At 69.8% G+C, this 18,131-nt stretch carries 18 protein-coding genes, 1 other RNA gene and 1 pseudogene; 4 read left to right on the forward strand and 16 right to left on the reverse strand.

The window, feature by feature from the left end; translation table 11 throughout:
* Together Q4A22_RS03670 and ssrA are read right to left on the reverse strand one after the other, a co-directional pair.
* A partial coding sequence (locus Q4A22_RS03670; RefSeq protein ID WP_303177304.1) for a hypothetical protein occupies positions 1-213 on the reverse strand: 213 nt, incomplete at its 3' end.
* 175 nt (positions 214-388) lie between these two features.
* Positions 389-756: a transfer-messenger RNA gene (gene ssrA, locus Q4A22_RS03675) on the reverse strand.
* Between the two features lie 287 nt (positions 757-1,043).
* On the opposite strand from ssrA, the gene Q4A22_RS03680 reads away from it, so the two are divergent.
* The gene (locus Q4A22_RS03680; RefSeq protein WP_303177402.1) at positions 1,044-2,777 is read left to right on the forward strand and encodes an ABC-F family ATP-binding cassette domain-containing protein; all 1,734 of its coding nucleotides are present in this window, start codon (positions 1,044-1,046) and stop codon (positions 2,775-2,777) included.
* A gap of 67 nt (positions 2,778-2,844) precedes the next feature.
* Here the strand turns inward: Q4A22_RS03680 and Q4A22_RS03685 are convergent, their stop codons facing one another.
* The 3 genes from Q4A22_RS03685 to prfB all read right to left on the reverse strand — a co-directional run bounded on the left by Q4A22_RS03685 (position 2,845) and on the right by prfB (position 6,112).
* Complete coding sequence (locus Q4A22_RS03685; protein WP_303177305.1) at positions 2,845-4,251, reverse strand: sugar porter family MFS transporter; 1,407 nt, start codon at positions 4,249-4,251, stop codon at positions 2,845-2,847.
* Between the two features lie 136 nt (positions 4,252-4,387).
* A complete protein-coding gene (gene smpB / locus Q4A22_RS03690; protein ID WP_303177307.1) occupies positions 4,388-4,876 on the reverse strand; it encodes an SsrA-binding protein SmpB in 489 nt (162 codons plus the stop codon).
* Between the two features lie 117 nt (positions 4,877-4,993).
* Entirely contained in the window at positions 4,994-6,112 is a 1,119-nt protein-coding gene (prfB, locus tag Q4A22_RS03695) for a peptide chain release factor 2 (protein ID WP_303177309.1), read from the reverse strand.
* An 82-nt stretch (positions 6,113-6,194) separates the two neighbouring features.
* Between prfB and Q4A22_RS03700 the strand changes: the two genes are divergently transcribed.
* The gene (locus tag Q4A22_RS03700; RefSeq protein ID WP_303177311.1) at positions 6,195-7,367 is read left to right on the forward strand and encodes a glucose-1-phosphate adenylyltransferase family protein; all 1,173 of its coding nucleotides are present in this window, start codon (positions 6,195-6,197) and stop codon (positions 7,365-7,367) included.
* Positions 7,368-7,555: 188 nt separating this feature from the next.
* Positions 7,556-7,723: a hypothetical protein gene (locus tag Q4A22_RS03705; protein WP_303177313.1), complete on the forward strand. Its 168-nt coding sequence runs from the start codon at positions 7,556-7,558 to the stop codon at positions 7,721-7,723.
* A gap of 115 nt (positions 7,724-7,838) precedes the next feature.
* Here Q4A22_RS03705 and Q4A22_RS03710 read toward each other — a convergent pair whose 3' ends face one another.
* The 10 genes and pseudogenes from Q4A22_RS03710 to Q4A22_RS03755 form a co-directional block, all read right to left on the reverse strand.
* On the reverse strand, positions 7,839-8,372 hold the full coding sequence (locus Q4A22_RS03710; protein WP_303177314.1) for a DoxX family protein: 534 nt from the start codon (positions 8,370-8,372) through the stop codon (positions 7,839-7,841).
* Positions 8,373-8,524: 152 nt separating this feature from the next.
* Positions 8,525-8,929: a pilus assembly protein TadG-related protein gene (locus Q4A22_RS03715; RefSeq protein ID WP_303177403.1), complete on the reverse strand. Its 405-nt coding sequence runs from the start codon at positions 8,927-8,929 to the stop codon at positions 8,525-8,527.
* A gap of 254 nt (positions 8,930-9,183) precedes the next feature.
* Complete coding sequence (locus tag Q4A22_RS03720; protein ID WP_303177315.1) at positions 9,184-9,633, reverse strand: hypothetical protein; 450 nt, start codon at positions 9,631-9,633, stop codon at positions 9,184-9,186.
* Positions 9,611-10,021, reverse strand: coding sequence for a TadE/TadG family type IV pilus assembly protein (locus Q4A22_RS03725; protein WP_303177317.1), 411 nt, complete (start codon positions 10,019-10,021; stop codon positions 9,611-9,613). Before Q4A22_RS03725 ends, Q4A22_RS03720 begins: the two co-directional genes overlap by 23 nt.
* A complete protein-coding gene (locus Q4A22_RS03730) occupies positions 9,993-10,211 on the reverse strand; it encodes a hypothetical protein (RefSeq protein WP_303177318.1) in 219 nt (72 codons plus the stop codon). Before Q4A22_RS03730 ends, Q4A22_RS03725 begins: the two co-directional genes overlap by 29 nt.
* Before the next feature lie 36 nt (positions 10,212-10,247).
* Complete coding sequence (locus Q4A22_RS03735; RefSeq protein WP_303177319.1) at positions 10,248-11,192, reverse strand: type II secretion system F family protein; 945 nt, start codon at positions 11,190-11,192, stop codon at positions 10,248-10,250.
* Positions 11,189-12,046 carry a type II secretion system F family protein gene (locus tag Q4A22_RS03740; protein ID WP_303177320.1) on the reverse strand — a complete coding sequence of 286 codons (858 nt, stop codon included), beginning with the start codon at positions 12,044-12,046 and terminating at the stop codon, positions 11,189-11,191. The genes Q4A22_RS03735 and Q4A22_RS03740 overlap by 4 nt, the downstream gene beginning before the upstream one ends.
* 242 nt (positions 12,047-12,288) lie before the next feature.
* Positions 12,289-13,518 (reverse strand): annotated as a pseudogene (locus Q4A22_RS03745) (CpaF family protein); the annotation flags it as partial.
* A 208-nt stretch (positions 13,519-13,726) separates the two neighbouring features.
* The gene (locus Q4A22_RS03750) at positions 13,727-14,212 is read right to left on the reverse strand and encodes a DUF2304 domain-containing protein (RefSeq protein WP_303177321.1); all 486 of its coding nucleotides are present in this window, start codon (positions 14,210-14,212) and stop codon (positions 13,727-13,729) included.
* 12 nt (positions 14,213-14,224) lie between these two features.
* Complete coding sequence (locus tag Q4A22_RS03755) at positions 14,225-14,899, reverse strand: glycosyltransferase family 2 protein (protein WP_303177323.1); 675 nt, start codon at positions 14,897-14,899, stop codon at positions 14,225-14,227.
* A 154-nt stretch (positions 14,900-15,053) separates the two neighbouring features.
* Between Q4A22_RS03755 and Q4A22_RS03760 the strand changes: the two genes are divergently transcribed.
* Positions 15,054-17,111, forward strand: a complete 2,058-nt coding sequence (locus Q4A22_RS03760) for a DUF6541 family protein (protein WP_303177324.1) — start codon at positions 15,054-15,056, stop codon at positions 17,109-17,111.
* Positions 17,112-17,202: 91 nt separating this feature from the next.
* Here the strand turns inward: Q4A22_RS03760 and Q4A22_RS03765 are convergent, their stop codons facing one another.
* On the reverse strand, positions 17,203-18,129 hold the full coding sequence (locus tag Q4A22_RS03765; RefSeq protein ID WP_303177326.1) for an ABC transporter ATP-binding protein: 927 nt from the start codon (positions 18,127-18,129) through the stop codon (positions 17,203-17,205).
* Positions 18,130-18,131: the final 2 nt, after the last annotated feature.

Consider the following 18,131-nt stretch of genomic DNA (forward strand, 5'->3'; position numbering starts at 1 on the left):
GTGGCCGCCGGTGTAGCCGCCGTTGGCGTAGCCCTGGCCGTTCTGGTCCGAATACCCCTGCCCCCCGGTGGAGTACTGGCCGTACCGGTTCTCGTCGGGGTGCTGCTCCCCGCCGGTCCCGGAAGCGGGGTCCTGGGCGTACTGCCCGTACTCCGGCTGCCGGCTGCCCGAGGCCGAGGAGGACCCCGACTGCTCGTTGGAACGCTCGTTCATGGAAACGCCTGCCTTTCGGTCGTGGTGATCCGTGTCCTGAGCCAGTGTTTCACACGGGCCTGCCCGGTACGGGAGCGGTGAAGGGGTCCTGCCGACGCTCGGCACGAGACCCCAGGGCATGGAAAACGCCCCGGACCCGAGGGCCCGAGGCGTTCAGGGTGTCCGAGGACACCATTTGTGGAGATGGGGGGAATTGAACCCCCGTCCGATGCAGCATTGTCAGGGCTTCTCCGGGTGCAGTGTGCTTGCAGGTTTCTCAGTCCCGGCCATCTCGCACACGAGTGGCCGCCGGACTCAGTCACGTAGAAGTCCCCTGGACGTCCGTGACGTACGTCCAGAGCAGTGACCTTCTAGCTGATGTCAGGTCCCAGGTCGAAGGTGAACCTGGGCTGACAGACTGCTCAGGCTACTTACGCAGCGAGAGCGAAGTCAGTGCGCTTGGATTTGGCACTTATATTTTTACAGAGAGCGTTTACGAGATGACTCTGCATCCTCGACCCGCTTCCCCTGTCTCAACTCACATCGTCGAAACCGATCATCCCCGTATTCATTTTTCAATGAGCGTCCACTCGGCGGAACATTCTCTGCCCGCGTCGTGGACAGCCCAGCGTACGTCCGCTCGCGCCCGCCCGTCAACATCCCCGCCGGACAGCCCGAACCCCCGGGCCGGTCACCGCGACGCCGGGACCTTGTCCTCCCCCGCCCCGTGCCCTACGGTGGGGGCCATGTCCCGATGAGTCCCCACCGAATCCCCGCGCCCGAGGCCACCGCCCGGCGGGGACCGCGACCGTCAGAGGACTCCCGTGAACTCATCCCACCTGAGCTCCCCCGTGCCCGGACGCCGGGACATATCCGCCCACCCGGCCACGTCCACCGGAACGCACCTGGCTGTGGACGGCGTCTCCGCGTCGTACGGCACCCACCGTGTCCTCACGGACATCTCCTTCACGGTGGCAGCCGGTCGCCCCACCGGACTGATCGGCGAGAATGGCTCCGGCAAGTCCACCCTCCTGCGCATCCTCGCGGGTCTCCGGGCGCCGGATGCCGGAACGGTGCGTGCCGTCGGCCCCGGGGGTGGTGCCGCCCGCGTGGGATTGCTGCACCAGGAACCACCTTTCGCGCCGCAGGACACCGTGGCCCAGGCCGTGGAGAACGCGGTGCGCCCCACCCGCCAGGCGGCCCGCACCGTCGACGACGCTGCCCAGGCCCTGGCCGCCGCACCGCACGACGAGCGGGCGAGCGCCCACTATGCCGACGCACTGGAGGCCGCGGAGCGCACCGGCGCGTGGAACGTGGACACCACGATCGACGCCGCACTGGAGGGGCTCAGCCTGGCTCACATTCCGCGGAACCGACGGACCGGAGAGCTCTCCGGCGGCCAGCGGGCGCGCCTGTCCCTCGCCTGGACACTGCTTCGCGCCCCGGACGTGCTGCTGCTGGACGAGCCCACGAACCACCTGGACGACGCCGCCCTCGACTACGTGTCCGGCACGCTGCGCTCGTGGCCCGGCCCAGTGCTGCTCGCGAGCCACGATCGCGCGTTCCTGGACGCCACCGTCGGCTCGCTCGTGGACCTGGATCCGGCGCCGCGCCCGCACGCCACGACCGCGGACCTGGTGGGTGACGGCACAGGCACGGGGATCGGCGTGACGCGGTTCAGCGGCACCTACTCGCAGTACGTGCTGGCACGACTGGACGCCCGCGAGCGCTGGGAACGCACCTACCGGGACGAGCAGGCGCAGCTGCAGAAGCTGCGGGCCGCGGTCAAGGAGCAGCAGAGGGTGGGTCACCCCGACCGGGCCCCGCGCACGGAAGCACGGGCCGCCAGGAAGTTCTACGCGGACCGGAACGCCACCGTGGTCTCGCGGCGCGTCAACGACGCCCGCTCGCGCCTGGCCGCGCTGGAGGAGGCGCAGGTGCGCAGGCCACCGCAGGAGCTGTTCTTCCGGGGTCTGACCGCGGCAGACGACGACGCCGCACGCCACCTCCGGGCGTCCGGGCCCATGCTCACGGCCTCCCGAGCGGCAGTGGCACACCGGCTCGCACCGGTTTCTCTGGCCGTGAGCGCCGGCGAGAAGTGGTTGCTCACCGGGCCCAACGGCTCGGGCAAGTCAACGCTCCTACGCCTCCTCACGGGCGGGCTGGACCCCACGAGCGGGTCCGTGCACCGCGCCCCGGGTGTGCGCGTGGGGCTGCTCGGTCAGGACGACACCCTCGCGGACGCCGACCCCGACCGGACCGTCGCCCAGGTCTACACGGACCGCATTGGAGTGGACCGGGCGGATGCCGTGCCGCTGGGGACCTTCGGACTGCTCGCGGGGCGGGACGAGAACCGGCGGCTGGGCGCGCTGAGCGTGGGACAGCGGCGTCGTCTGGCGCTGGCCGTGCTGCTCGCGGACCCGCCACAGGTGCTGCTGCTGGACGAGCCCACGAACCACTTCTCCCTGGTGCTCGCCACGCAGCTGGAGGCGGCCCTGCCGGGGTACCCGGGGACCGTCGTCGTCGCCTCCCACGACCGCTGGCTGCGCAGGACGTGGGCCGGGCGGCACCTGTCCCTGGCATGAGGACCCGGCCGTGAGAAGGCCCCGGAGGACAGGGCCTCCGGGGCCCGCGGGTCCCGGGGAACCGGCGCTAGGACCGCCGCTGGGTGCGGGGCAGGCTCAGGGTATCCGCCATCTCCTCCAGGGGCACCTGCTTCGTCTCGGGCATGATCTTCACAACCCACACGAGCTGGAGCACCATGAACAGGAAGAACGCCAGGAACGCGACCCCGCCCCCCAGGCTGGCGGCCACGCCGGGGAAGGTCCACGACGTGACGGCCGCGAAGAACCAGTGGACGAAGCTGCCCAGCGCCTGCCCCTGCGCACGCACCTTGGTGGGGAAGATCTCGGCGATGAACACCCAGATCACGGCACCCTGTCCGAACGCGTGCGACGCGATGAACACCACGAGTCCCGCCAGGACGACCATGGCCCGCCCCGGACCGAACTGACCGTCCCCGGTGAGGAACACCAGGGCGATGGCCCCGAGCGACACGAGGTACCCGATGCTGCCCACCAGCATGAGCCGCCTGCGGCCGAACCTGTCGATCACGAACAGCGCGGCCATGGTGGCCAGCAGGTTCACGAGACCCACCGCGATGGACTGCAGCAGCGCCACGTCCCCGCTGGCCCCGGCCATCGTGAAGATGTCGGGGGCGTAGTAGAGCACCGCGTTGATGCCCGACAGCTGGTTGAAGGCCGCGATCGCCACAGCGAGCAGGATGGTGCGCCGGTGGGACGAGGTGAAGAGCGTTGCCGAGGACTGCTCGCGCTCCTGCCTGGCGCTCTTCTCCATCTCCGCGAACTCGGCCTCGAGCTCCGCCTCCGTGGAGGTGAGCCGCGCGAGAACCTGACGGGAGCGCTCCACCATGCCCCGGATGTACAGCCACCTGGGGCTCTCCGGAACGGTGAAGACCAGCGCGAAGAACACGAGGGCCGGAACCGCCTCGATCCCGAACATCCACCGCCACGCCACGTCACCGGCCATCCAGGTGGCAATGACCCAGTTGGACACGTAGGCGAGCAGGATCCCCAGAACCACGTTGAACTGCACCAGACCCACCAGGCGGCCCCGCTGGCGCGCCGGGGAGATCTCGGTGGTGTAGATGGGGGCCACCACGCTGGCGGCTCCCACCCCAATCCCGCCCAGGAAGCGGAAGAGCATGAACAGGTACCAGTCGGACACCACCGCACTGCCGATGGCGGAGACGAAGTACAGCACCCCGATGACCAGGAGCACCTTCTTGCGTCCGAACCTGTTGGCCGGCTGCCCGGCCGACAGGGCACCGATGATCGTGCCGATCAGTGCCGTGGCCACCGTGAAGCCCAGACCGAATCCGGAGAGGTCGAAGACCTCGGTGAGGGACTTGGTGGTTCCGGAGATGACGGCGGTGTCGAAGCCGAACAGCAACCCGCCCAGCGCCGCCACGACAGCGCTGCGCAGCACCAGAGGGGTGAGACGGCGGTCCGTCGCCTGAGCACGGGATGGTGGTGTCACGGTGATCCCCTTTGAAACCGTTGGGTGTCCCCGGCCACATCGGCCGCGGTGAGCACCCATCGTAGGGGTTCCCGCGCTGCGCGGTGGTCGACTCCCGATCGTGTCGCGGGCGGCGCAGGGGGACGGGCGGCCCGGGTCAGCCCCGCATGTTGCGGTAGCGCATGGCGCGCTGTGCCTCGCGGTTGTCCTGCTTCTCGCGCAGGGTCTGGCGCTTGTCGTACTCGCGCTTGCCGCGCGCCACCGCGATCTCCACCTTCACGCGCTTGCCGTGCACGAAGTACAGGGACAGCGGGATGATCGTGTAGCCGGCCTCGCGCGTCTTGCCCGCGATCTTGTCCAGCTCGGAGCGGTGCAGCAGCAGCTTGCGACGCCGCCGGGCCGAGTGGTTCGTCCACGACCCCTGCAGGTACTCCGGAATGTGGGCGTGCTCGAGCCACAGCTCCCCGCGGCTGTCGAACTGGCAGAACGCATCCACCAGGGACGCCCTGCCCATGCGCAGCGACTTCACCTCCGTGCCCATGAGCGCCAGACCGGCCTCGTAGGTGTCGTGGATGGTGTAGTCGTGCCGCGCCTTCTTGTTGTTGGCCACGATCTGGCGGCCGTCGTCAGCGTTCTTCTTGGCCATCGGCCCGTTCTTCCTTTGCTCGCTCCCCCGCACCACCGCGGCGTCCGCGTCCCGGATCTGCTCCTCCGCGCGGGAGGCGGCTCACGGAACGGGTGACCGCGCTGGGTTGCCGGGGGCTCAGTCGTCGCCCTCGCGGCGCGCTCCGGCGCGCCAGCGGATGCCTTCGTCGATGAACTTGTCGATCCCGCCGTCGAACACGGAGGAGGGGTTGCCCTCCTCGTAGTTGGTGCGCAGGTCCTTGACCATCTGGTAGGGGTTCAGCACGTAGGAGCGCATCTGGTCCCCCCAGGAGGCCTTGACGTCCCCGGCCATCTCCTTCTTCTTGGCGTCCGCCTCCTCCTGCCGCAGCAGCAGCAGGCGGGACTGCAGGACGCGCAGCGCGGCGGCGCGGTTCTGGATCTGGGACTTCTCGTTCTGCATGGACACCACGATCCCGGTGGGCACGTGGGTCATGCGCACCGCGGAGTCCGTGGTGTTCACGGACTGTCCACCGGGGCCCGAGGAGCGGAACACGTCCACCTTCAGCTCGGACTCGGGGATCTCCACGGTGTCGTCGGACTCGATCAGCGGGATGACCTCCACCGCGGCGAACGAGGTCTGTCGACGGCCCTGGTTGTCGAACGGGGAGATGCGCACCAGTCGGTGCGTGCCCGCCTCCACCGAGAGGGTGCCGAACGCGTACGGCGCCTTGACCTCGAACGTGGCGGACTTCAGCCCCGCCTCCTCCGCGTAGGAGGTGTCCAGGACCTTGGTGGGGTACCCGTGGCGCTCGGCCCAGCGCAGGTACATGCGCATGAGGATCTCCGCGAAGTCCGCGGCGTCCACGCCACCGGCACCGGAGCGGATGGTCACCACGGCCTCGCGCTCGTCGTACTCGCCGGCCAGCAGGGTCTGGATCTCCAGCTCGGACAGCGCCTTCTGGATGGACTCCAGCTCCACCGCGGCGGCGTCCCGGGTCTCCTGGTCATCCTCGTCCTCCGCGAGCTCCACCATGACCTCGAGGTCGTCGATGCGGCTCTCCAGCTTGGCCAGCCGGTCCACCTTGGACTGCTTGTGGGAGAGCTGGGAGGTGACCTTCTGGGCCTCGTCCGGGTTGTCCCACAGGTCCGGCGCGGCCGCCTGCTGCTCCAGCTCCGTGATCTCCTTCTGCAGCGTCTCGGCGTCGCTGACAGCGGCCACCGATTCGTAGGTGGCGCGGAGGGCGCGGATTTCTGCGGGGTAGTCAATGGAGGCCATGGCAGATCACTTTACGTCATGGCCCCCGCGCCCCGGGAGTCGGTAGGCTCAGCAGCGATTCCCCCTGCTAAGGAGACTGACGATGGAACGTCCCACCGTGCTCGCACTGGTCCTCGCCGGAGGGAAGGGCTCCCGGCTGGGTCCCCTCACCGAACACGTGGTGAAGCCCGCGCTGCCCGTGGGCGGCACCTACCGGCTCATCGACATCTCGCTGTCCAACCTGGTGCACTCCCACATCACGGACGTCTGGATGGTGCAGCAGTACCTTCCCCACGACCTCAACGCCTACATGGCCGGCGGACGCCCCTGGGACCTGGACCGCTCCCACGGCGGCCTCCAAGTGCTCCCGCCCTACCAGGGTGCGGACGGGGAGGGCTTCGCCACCGGCAACTCGGACTCCATCTTCCGACAGGCGGACCTGATCCGGGAGGCTGACCCGGACCTGGTGCTCGTGCTCTCCGCGGACCACCTCTACACGGTGGACTTCCGGGACGTGGTGGGCACGCACCTGAGCAAGCGCGCGGACCTCACCATGGTCACCACGCAGGTCCGCGAGGACCCCTCCCGCTACAGCGTGGTGCAGACGGACGAGTTCGGCCACGTCACGGACTTCGCGTACAAGCCGGAGGAGCCGCAGGGGGACCTGGTGGCCGGGGAGATGTTCCTCTTCACCACGGACGTCCTGCTGGAGGCCCTGGAGCACCTTCAGGACCAGCTCGGCGAGCTGGGCGACTACGGGGAGGACCTCATCCCCCACGTCATGGAGCACCACACCGTGGTGGAGCACCGGCACACGGGCTACTGGATGGACCTGGGCACCATCCAGTCCTACTGGACCGCGCAGCAGCAGCTCCTGGACGGGGACGGCGCCACCCTGGACGACCCCGCCTGGCCCATCTGGAGCGGCCAGGCTCCCCTGCTGCCGGGCTTCATCGCGGACGACGCCGCGGTCACCCGCTCGTTCGTGGCTCCCGGCGCGCACGTGGCCGGCACCGTGGAGCACTCCGTGGTCGGGGAGAACGTGGTGGTCGAGTCCGGTGCTGTGGTGCGCAACTGCGTGCTCCTGGACGGCGTGCACGTGGGCTCCGGCGTGGAGCTGCTGAACGTGGTCGCGGACACCGGCGCCCACATCTCCGGAGGCTCCCGGCGCGGCTCGCCCCAGCACGTGACCGTGATCGACCGGGAGGGCACGGTGGGGGCGCGCGAGGCGTTCGACACCTCTGCGGCCCTGCCCCGTGACGCCGAGAAGTACTGAGGTCACCGCGCATGGCCCACCGACCTGTGCGCGCCGCCTGCCCCCCGCGCCACGGTCCCCGCCCGTTCCTGCAGCCCTGGACCTGGCCCGTCGTGGGGCCTCGGACCCCGCCCGTTCCCGCGCACCACGGGACCGGCCCGCACCCTGAACCACACCCGTCAGAACCGTTCCGAAAGGACCACAGCCCAATGTTCCGCTCCTCCCGCACCACCCTCGGCCCCGCACTCCGCAGGGAGCTGCTGCGCACCGTTCGGCACCAGGGCGGGCGCAGGCTGCTGAGGCTCGCCCTGCTCCTCCCGCCGCTGCGCTGGCTGAGCCTGCCGCTGCGCGCCCTCGGGGTGTTCCGCGGCCGCTGAGGGGACGGGCGCAACACAGGGCCGGGGCGACGTCGTCGGACAACGACGCCGCCCCGGCCCTTCTCGTGGCAGCTGCACCGCGCGGGCGCCTCTCCTACGCCGGGCCCCCGAGGGGTCAGGAGAGGAGTCGTCCTGCACCGGTGGCGGGGAGCACGCGGGCCACGGCGTAGCGGCCCGGGCCCGTGAACGCGAGGGCGAGGGCGGCCGCGCCGAGCACCAGGACCAGCTCGATCCCGCCGCCGGAGGCGAAGAACCCGGAGGAGGCGTGCACCAGGACCAGCGCGCCGAGCATGTCGAGCGCGAGCAGCAGGCCCACGATGCGGGTCAGCACACCCAGGATCAGGGCAATGCCGCCCACGAGTTCCACCACGGCCGCGAAGACGGCGGACGCGGCCGGGGCGGGAACACCCATGCCCTCGAAGCTGTCGGTGGTGCCCGCGATCCCCCACTCGGAGACCTTCTGCCAGCCGTGCATCACGAAGGTGATGCCCAGGACCACGCGCAGGATGAGCAGACCCAGGGACACGGCGTGCGTGGCGTGGTGCGTCCGGTGGTGCTCGGTGACAGCACCCGCGGAGGTGGCAGGCGCAGCAGGTGCGGAGTGCTCCGAGGGGAGACGGAAGTCGGTCATGGCAGTTTTACTTGTCATGGAAATAAAAATACTGATGACGCGTCAACATAGCAATGCGGATGCATGGGATGTGGTGCATCTCTCCACACGGCAGGGAAACTGCCCCTGCCCGGTGCACCGGGTCGCGTCTCGACACGGCTCCTCGTACGCCCCGCAGCAATCTGCCGCCGTCAGCGCCGCATCACCGCTCGGGCATCCCCGGTGGCACTGATGGGGACCCCGGCCGGAATGATCGCGTTCACCACGGGCGGGTGCACCACAGCCGCGAGGGTGACCTGCGCCGTGGTGCCGTCCGCGGAGCCCGTGGGGGCGCCCACCGTGAGGTCGCTGACCTGATGGAACGCGCCCACGGTGCCCAGATAGCTCGTGGCGGCGCCGGCCACCCCGTCGTTGGTGAGGATGGGCGTGGGCGGTCCGGATCCCGAACGGTCCACGTCCGTGAAGGTGTCCGCCGCGGCACCGGCCGCCCGGTCCGCGAGGGACTGCAGCTGCCGCTGGCCCACGTACACGCTGGTGATGGCCAGCACGGTGACCACGAGCAGCAGGGTCACCAGGGCGAACCCGACCAGCACGATGGTCGTCTGTCCGGAGTCCGGGTCCTCCGGGAGAACCTGGGGATTGTTCCCGCGGCTGTTCGCCTTCGCGTTCGGGGGGCCATCGGTGTTCGGGGGGTCATCGAGGGCCTGGCCCGCGTTCGTGCTCCGGCGACCGCCCGGTGTCCGGTGCGCGTCGGCGTGCGGCGCGGTTCCCCCGGATAGCTCCCGGACGCTCCGGACATGGCGCACCCGGAGCCAGGCTCTCCCGCCGCCCCCGGCTTCACGCATCCACCTCACGAGTACCGCCCCGAGATGACAGTGACGTCCGAGGACAGGCTGGCCACGTTCGCCGTCACGAAGCCGGGTACCCCGGGGAGGCGGACCGTGACCACCGCGTGCACGGTGGCCACAGCACCGGGCGTCTCGCACGAGCCGTCCGAGCAGGACACCGTGACCGTGAGGTCCTCGGGTGCGAAGCCGTGGTCCCGGGCCGCCACCGCCGCGACGTCGTGAACACCCGCGGCACCGAGGTCCCTGGCCTCCAGCACGGAGACGGCCTGACCGGCCTGCTCGGCGGCCGCGACCACCGCGAAGGACCCGGCCTGCACGCGGGCCACGGTGACCACCAGGTACATGATGGGGATCAGCAGCAGCAATCCCAGGCCCACGAACTCCACCACGGCGCTGCCGCGGTCCGGATCCTCCGCGGAGAGCCGGCGCTCACGAGTCCATGTCCACGGCATGACCGCTCACCTCCAGGGACCTCTGTGGACCGAGAGCCGCCACCACGGGAAGCGGGGCCACCACACGGATCTCCACCGCGGGCAGCTCCCCCACCCTGGTGCGGGACACCGTGACGTCCTGCGCGTAGCCCTCCCCCACGGTGTCGGCGATGATCCCGCGCGTGCGGGCGATGCCGTCCTCGTCCGTGCGGTCCGCGAGGCTCGCGTAGCGGGCTTCGGAGGCGGCGGCGTCGATCAGGGTGTTGCGCACGTGGAGCGCAAAGCCCACCTGCAGGATCATCCCGAACAGCAGGATGGCCAGGCCCAGGACCATGACGTACTCCGCCACGGCGTTGCCGGCGTCCGGGCCCCGGGAGGAATCAGAGGCCGGAGACGCGGTCGATGGCATCCTGGAACAGCCCCTCCAGTGCCGGACGGGCGATGAGCAGCAGCCCGGCCACGAGCACCGCGGACATCAGCGTCAGCATGACCCAGCCGGGCACGTCCCCGCGATCGGGATCGTCCTCCCGGTTGCCTCCGGCGAGCAGCGTGCTCGCCGCCAGCAGCAGGGCCGTCCAGCAGGGCAACAGGTACTTCATGATCGTCTCCTTCGTTGTGAACAGTCAGGGCTCGTGTCAGAACCCGAGGTCGAGAACCGCCAGTCCGGGGAACACCGCGAACACCACGCTCAGCGGGAGGATGAAGAAGACCACCGGGACGAGCATGGCGATCTCCTTCTTCCCGGCCACCTCCATCAGCACCCGTTTGTCGTGGTCGCGGACGTCCTGGGCCTGCGCGCGCAGCACGTCCGCGAGCGGTGTGCCCCGTTCGATGGCCACCACGATGCCGTCCACGAACCGCCCGAGCGCCACCACGTCCGTCCTGGCGGAGAAGTCCTGCAGCGCCGTGGTGAGACCGGAACCGGCACGGGTCTGGGCGAGGACGGCGCGGAACTCTCCGGCGAGCTCGCCCTCGGCCACGCGGCACACCCGTTCCAGGGCGCCCACGGTGCTCTCCCCCGCCCCCACGGCGAGCGCCATGAGCTCCGCCACCGCGGGGAACTCCGCGAGCATGCGCTTCTCGCGGCGCCGGATGCTGCGGGTGAGCGCACCGTTGCGCACCCAGACCCCCGTGCCTGCGCCCAGTACGGTGCCCACGGCCACGATGGCCACGCTGACGTCCGCCCGCAGCACCAGCAATAGGCCGCAGAGACCGCCTGCTGCGGCACCGAGAACGGCGCACACCACCTGCTCGGCGCGGTAGTCCATCACGTCTCTGCGGGAACCGTCCCGGACCAGGCGCCGCCCGAGGACCTCGGCGTTGGCGAACAGCGGGGCGGCACGTCGCAGGATCCACTCCATCGCGACGCCACCGGCCGCCCCCGTGAGGGACCGCCCGCGGTCCCGGCGCGAGGTCCAGGGACCACCTCCCAGTGCACTGGTGAGCTCGGCCGCGCGCAGCTGCGGCGCGATGCGGTCCGCGAAGGTGGGTGCTCCCACGGCCTTGGCGGCGTTGAGGACGAGCCACAGCCCGAGGGCCAGGACGAGACCCAGCAGGCCCGCGGTCACGGTGACGTTCATCGCAGCACCCGCCGTTCAGCGGGCAGGGCGCCGAGGCGCAGCATGAGCTGGTAGGCCAGCACCGAGACGGCGAGCCCGCCGATCAGCACCGCAGCCCCGGCAAGGGTGTTGTACGCGGCCACGGCGGCAGGCTGGGTGGCCATCAGTCCGAGGATCAGCCACGGTGCGGCCACGGACAGGCGCGCGGCGTTCACCGTCCAGGACTGGCGCGCCTCCAGTTCGCTGCGGGTGCGCTCGTTCTCCCGCAGGAACTCCGAGAGCGTCCCGAGCAGCCGCCCCAGGTCGGTGCCGCCTACCTCGCGGGTGACCCGCAGCGCCTCCACGATGTTGTCCGCCACGGGATCCGCGAGCCGGTTCTTGAGCATGGTCAGGGAGCCGTGGAGCTGTCCGCTCGCGCGGTAGTCCGCGGCGAAGCGCGCGAAGGCCGGCCGCAGGGGCTCCGGACCGCGGTACTGCAACTGCATGAGCGCCTCCGGCAGCCCCATGCCCGCGCGGATCGCGGAGCGCAGGTGGTCCACCACGTCCGGCCACACCTCCCGCAGCACCGCGGTGCGCCGCCGGGCGCGGTGGCGCACGAACCAGAGGGGCACGAACAGGGTCACCAGGAACACGCACAGCCCGAACACCGCCGCGGAGGTCACCGCCAGGATGAGCACCCCGGCGATGGTGGCCAGCAGCAGGCTCACCCCCACGAACGCGCCGGGCGAGACACCCGGCAGGTCCGCCTGCAGCAGCAGGGTGCGGAACCTGCCCGTCCGCGCGTGCCGGGTGCGCATGACCGGAGAACGACCCCAGAAGGACCACCAGATGAGGAACATGCCGACCCCCAGCACTGCTCCGACCAGCGCGCTCACGACGCCGCCCTCCCGCCGTCACGGGCCGCGGCCCGGTTCCGGGACCCGGAGCGGTTGCGCCGGGTCCCCTGCGCTCCCGAGGGGTCCTTTCCCGCCGCTGGCCGGGGCGCTGCCGGGGTTCCCCCGGATGCCCCAGCGCGATCCCGTTCCACGGTGTCCCCCGCGTGGACCTGCGCCTCGGACGTGGTGACCCGCTCGGAGGGGCGCTGCCGCGCGGTGGGGTGAGCGGCGTCGTCGTCGTGGATGAGGGCTGCGGGGGTGTGGCCGGCGCGCACGAACTTCTCCGCGGCGGGGACCTCCGAGGCCACGGGCCGCAGGGTGCCGTCCTGGAGCCGGAAGATCGGGTAGGTCTCGATGACACCGTTCTCCACGCGGTTGCCGATGCCCAGGATCTCCGCGACGTAGCGGTGGCCCGTGGGGTCGCGGTGGCAGTGCACCACCAGGTCGAAGCACGAGGCGACGGTGGGGACCACGAACGCGCTGCTGATGTTCTCCCCGGCGAGCAGGGGAAGGGTGCAGATCTTGGTCACGGCGTCCCGTGCGGAGTTGGCGTGCAGGGAGCACATCCCGGGCAGCCCGGCGTTCAGGGCGATGAGCATGTCCAGGCTCTCGGCCTCGCGCACCTCCCCCACCACCAGGCGGTCCGGGCGCATCCGCAGCGCCTCCTTCACGAGCCGCCGCAGCGGGATCTCGCCGGTGCCCTCCAGATTCGCCTGGCGGCACTGCATCCCCACGACGTCGCGCAGCGCCACCTTGAGCTCGAAGACCTCCTCCACCGTGACCACCCGCTCCCGCGCTCCGATGGCCGCGCAGAGGCAGTTGAGCATGGTGGTCTTCCCGGCCTGGGTGGCGCCCGAGACCAGGATGTTGAGCCCGGAGTCCACCGCGGCGTTCAGGAAGTCCGCGGCCTGCACGGTGAGGGAGCCCAGGGCCACCAGGTCCTGGAGCCGGCGGGCGCGCGCCACGAACTTGCGGATGTTCACGGCCCAGTGGGCGCGGGTGACGTCCGGGATCACCACGTGCAGCCGAGAACCGTCCGGGAGGGAGGCGTCCACGAACGGCGAGCTGAGGTCCAGGCGCCGCCCGGAGGACTTCAGCATCCGCTCCACCAGCGTGCGCACGTGGGACTCGCTCAGCACGAGACTCGTGAGCTCCGACTCCCCGCCGCGCGCCACGTAGATCTCCGACGGACCGTTGATCCAGATCTCCTCGACCTCGGGATCGTCCAGGTACGGCTGCAGTGGCCCGTACCCCGCCACGAGGTCCAGCACCGCCTTGCACGCCGCGTCCAGGTCCTGGACCCGGGGCATGCCCGTGCGCGCCGAGCGCAGGTCGTACTCCGCCACCGCGGAGGCCACGAGCTGGCGGGTGGGCTCCACCTGCAGCAGCGGGTCCACCCCGCTGCGGCGGATCTGCTCGCGCACGTCCGCCTCGATCAGCCCGATCGCATCTTCGGTCACACCGGTGGCCATGTCTCCCCCTGGGGTTCCCCCGAACCCGTCACTGCCTGGTCATCTCTGGGGAACGCTAGGGGAAAATCGGGGCGCTGGACACGGTCCGAGCGGGCTTCTGTGGATAATCCCGCTGACCTGCGCCGACACCTCGAGTGGCGCATGTCATGCTCGGACGCAGAATGCATCCACATGGAAAGCGCAGGGTTTCCCCAGCGACTCGCCAGGCTCAGACGGCCGTGGAACCCCCGCGGGTGGCGTCGTGGTCAGCATCCGGGCCGACGGGGCCGGTGTGGGGCACGTCCACCGGACGCGTGGTCGGCGACGCCGCGGCGAAGGTGCGGACCGAGGCGCGGTCCGCGTGGGCGGCGTCGGCCTCCCAGGGCTTCTCCGCCTCCGCGATGGCGATGTGGCGTGCCAGGCGGGTGATGCTGACCTCCTCGTCACGGCGGTGCTGGGCTGCGGTGTACTGCGAGACCATGAACAGCACCACCAGCGCATAGAGCACCAGGTCGGTGCCGCGGCCGATGCCGAGAAGACGCGCCGCGTGCGACACCAGGTTCGGGATCAGGATGGACACGGCCGCGAAGAGGAAGAACGCCACGGCGGACAGCCGCCGGATGGCCTGGTGTTTGGCGTTGGCCCCGCCGCGCACCAGAGTGAGAGCGCCGTAGGCCACGGCCAGGATGAGGATGATCTGAACCACGATGGTCATGCGTGCGCCCCGCTACTTCACGAACAGTTCGGCCAGGATGTTCACGCCGTTGAGCAGGGACTGGCCCTTGCCGCGCGAATAGTCGGTGTAGATGATCTCCACGGGGTGCTCCACCCACCGGGGCTGCAGCTCCGCGAAGCGGTTGACGATCTCGGAGGCGTGCGCCATGCGGTTCTGCTTCAGGTGCAGCCTGGCCACCGTGTCCCGGTTGATGGCCCGCAGGCCGTTGTGCGCGTCCGAGAGGTCCATGCCGCTCGTGAACCTGGAGACGAACGCGGCGGTGCGCAGCACCAGGCGCTTGAGCGTGGAGACCTGGGTGCGGTCGTCCAGAAAACGTGACCCCAGGACCACCTCGGCCTCACCCGAGCGGATGCGCTGGACCATGTCGTACGCATCGACCACACGGTGCTGACCGTCCGAGTCGAAGGTGACCACGCAGTCCATGTCCGGGTCCTGCAGCGCGTACTCGAAACCGGTCTGCAGCGCCGCCCCCTGACCCAGGTTGATGGGGTGCTGGACCACCACCGCCCCGGCCTCCCGGCAGATCCGGGCGGAGTCGTCACGGGAGCCGTCGTCCACGCACACCACGTGCGGGAAGGTCTCCCGGAGGGTCTCCAGGACCTCCCCCACCACTTCGGCCTCGTTGTACACGGGCATCACAATCCACGCTCGACTCACGGCGCCCATTGTTCCACAGGGTGAAGGGGAGTCCCTGGCGGGCACCTCCAGCCCAGTCCGCGGACCCTGCAGAGTTCCGTCAGCCCTCTCGGGGGACTCCTTGAGCCCCGACGATATACTGCGTCAGATCCTCCATCTCCCCCCCCTGTCGAAGGAAACGCGTTTGCTTCCCAACATTGGCCTGTTCTCCATCGTGTGGGTCACCGTCGCGCTCTTCCTCCCCGGCTACGGGTTGTGGAGAGCGCTGGCCGCCTCCCGGGCCCGTTCACTGCTCTTCGCCCCGTTGGGCTCGGCCGCCGTCCTGGGTGGCCTGGCCATGGTTCTCGGCCTTCTGCACCTGCCCTGGCACTGGGGCACGGTCCTTGCCGGGTGCGTGGTGGTCTGGGTTCTGGTCGCCGTCGTCATGGTGCTCGTGCGAGGGCGCAAGAACCGCGGGCTCAACCGTGGCTGGAGGGGCCACTTCCGCGATGTCTACCGTCGACCGGTGGACGCGGAGCACCCCATCCCGTGGCACGGTCTGCTGGTCGCCCTTCTGTCCGCCGGAATCGGCGGGTACCTCATCAGCACCCGGTTGCGGGACGTGATGTCCGGTGCAGGGTCTTTTCCCCAGCGTTTCGACGTGCTGTTCCACCTGAACGCCGTGAGGTTCATCCTCGACACGGGCAGCGCCTCGTCCCTGACTCTGGGGACGATGATCTCGCCCAGCAAGTCCTACTCCTTCTATCCCGCGCTGTGGCACAGCCTCGGGGCTCTGGCCATGGGGACCACCCACGACGACGTCTTCGTGGCCACCAATGCGGTGATCCTCGTGGTGTGCTGCGTCGTCTGGCCGCTCGCCCTTGTGACTGCTGTGGGAACGATCACGGGGTTCCGACCCCTGCCGCTGGTCGTGGCCGGGGTGGGTTCCGCAGCTTTCAGCTCCTTCCCGTTCGCTCTGCTGAACTACGGCCCTCTGCTGCCGAACATCCTGTCGCTGTCCCTCCTCCCCCTGGCAGTCGCCGTCATGGCTTCCCTCACGGGCGTCATCCGCAGGTTGCCCACCAGCAGGGGCCAGAGCGCGGTGGTCGTTCTCGCCACGGTCGGCGCACTCGGGGTCGCCCAGCCCAACGCCCTGGCGACCCTCCTGGTGGCCACCGCCCTGATGGTGGGGTGCCGCAGCGGGTGGCGCATCCGGCGGGCCGCCGAGAACTTCACGCACCCATCCCTGGTCCGTGGGAGCAGTGCTGGCCGCTACTACCGGAAACTGCTGATCGGGATCATCGTGATCCTGGCGACGGTGGCCGTGTTCGCGCTGATCTGGACCCTCCTGCAGACGGACTACAACCGTCGATCCGACACCGGCCTGACGACGGCCGTGGGACAAGCCCTCCTCCTCGCGCCCAACGGCCGTGACGAGATCCCCTGGGCGTACGCCATCGGTTCGATCTCCGGTCTCATCGTGGCCGTCTGGCGCCGGAAGTATCTCTGGCTCGCGCTCCTGCACGTCAGCACGCTCGTTCTCTACATCTACGCCGCCGGAGCACCCGATGCGGATTTCCGCACGTGGCTCGTGGGCCCGTGGTACGAGGACTCTCCCCGGTTGGCGGCGCTGTTCGCCATGACCGGTGTGATGCTCACCGCCATACTGGTCACCTCCGTCGCGGATGTGTTCTTCCCCCTCCACATCGCATCGGACAGGGTCATGCGGTGGCGAGCCCCCAGTGAACTGGTTGTCGGGGTTGTTCTCTGCATTCTCATGCTGCCCGCCACCCAGGAGGTTCCCTTCCGCACGATGGACGTCTACCTGCGGGAGGCCTTTCACGTGGATGCTGGCTCATACGGGCTCACCCCCGACGAGCATGCACTCCTCACGCGTCTGGATCGCGACGTCCCCGAGGACGCTCTCATCGGGGTCAACCCGTGGACCGGAGCGAGCCTGGCCTACGGCGTCGCCGACCGCCACGTCACATCTCCCCACATCTTCACCCACCCGACGCCCGCCGAGGCCACCGTGAGCAAGGATCTGGGGGATCCCTCAGCATCCGCCGAGGCATGCAGCGCGGTGCGTGAGTCGGGCATCGACTACGTCCTGGACTTCGGGGACCGAGCCCTGGTGCCCAGCACACCCGGCAGGTACGACTATCCCGCCTATTCGAATGTCCACGACGTCCCCGGCGACCACTACGAGGAGATCGACCGCCAGGGCGGCAGCGTCCTGTACAAGGTCGTGGGCTGCGGCTGAGCGTTCCCCCGATCCACGCCCCTCCGCATAACGACGGCGCCGCGAGAGCAGGACTCTCGCGGCGCCGTCGTCGTCCGGGCGGTGGTGGGGATCAGCCCGCCAGGGGACCGTCCAGGTCCGGGTCGTACTGGGGCACGAACTCCTCGCCGCGCTCCTCGGCCTCCCTCGCCTGCCACTCGCGCTTGCGGCGCTTGTCCTCCAGCGCGCGGGCCAGACCCTCCTCGTGCTCCCGGCGGACGTCCTCCACCGGCTGGTTGCGCATGTGCGCCACTGCACCGTAGACGTCGCCGTCGAAGACCTTGGAACCGTGGTCCATGACGATCCCGCGCTCGCAGATGTCCATGACCAGGTTCAGGTCGTGACTCACCACCACGAGAGTCTTGCCGCGGCGCACCAGGTCCTTGATGCGGCCGATGCACTTCTTCTGGAACGGCTCGTCCCCGACCGAGAGGATCTCGTCCACCAGGAAGACCTCGGGGTCCGTGTGCACGGCCACGGAGAACGCGAGGCGCAGGTACATGCCCGAGCTGTAGAACTTCACCTCGGTGTCGATGAACTCGGCGATCTCCGAGAAGGCCACGATGTCGTCGAACTTCTCGTCGATCTCCTCCTTGGTCATCCCGAGGATCGCGCCGTTGAGGTAGACGTTGTCCCGGCCCGTGAGGTCCGGGTGGAAACCGGCGCCCACCTCGATCAGCCCGGCCACCTTCTCCCGCGTGAGGATCTCCCCGGAGTCCGGGTTCATCACTCCGGAGATCATCTTCAGGGTGGTGGACTTGCCGGAGCCGTTGAACCCGAGGAGGGCCACGGTCTCGCCGTCGTGGATGTCGAAGGAGACGTCGTTCAGGGCCGTGAACTTGGCCGTGAGATCGCCCCTGCGGCCCTTCACGAGCCACACGAACGCCTCCTTCATGGAGCGCGTGTGACGCAGCACGAACTCCTTGGTCATGTGCCGCACCCGGATGGCCAGATCCGCGTCCGTGTGCTGCGGGGTGTGCTGGGTGGCTGAACTAGGCATGG

Origin of the sequence: Kocuria sp., from assembly GCF_030530945.1 — a bacterium.
Classification (GTDB): Bacteria; Actinomycetota; Actinomycetes; order Actinomycetales; family Micrococcaceae; genus Kocuria.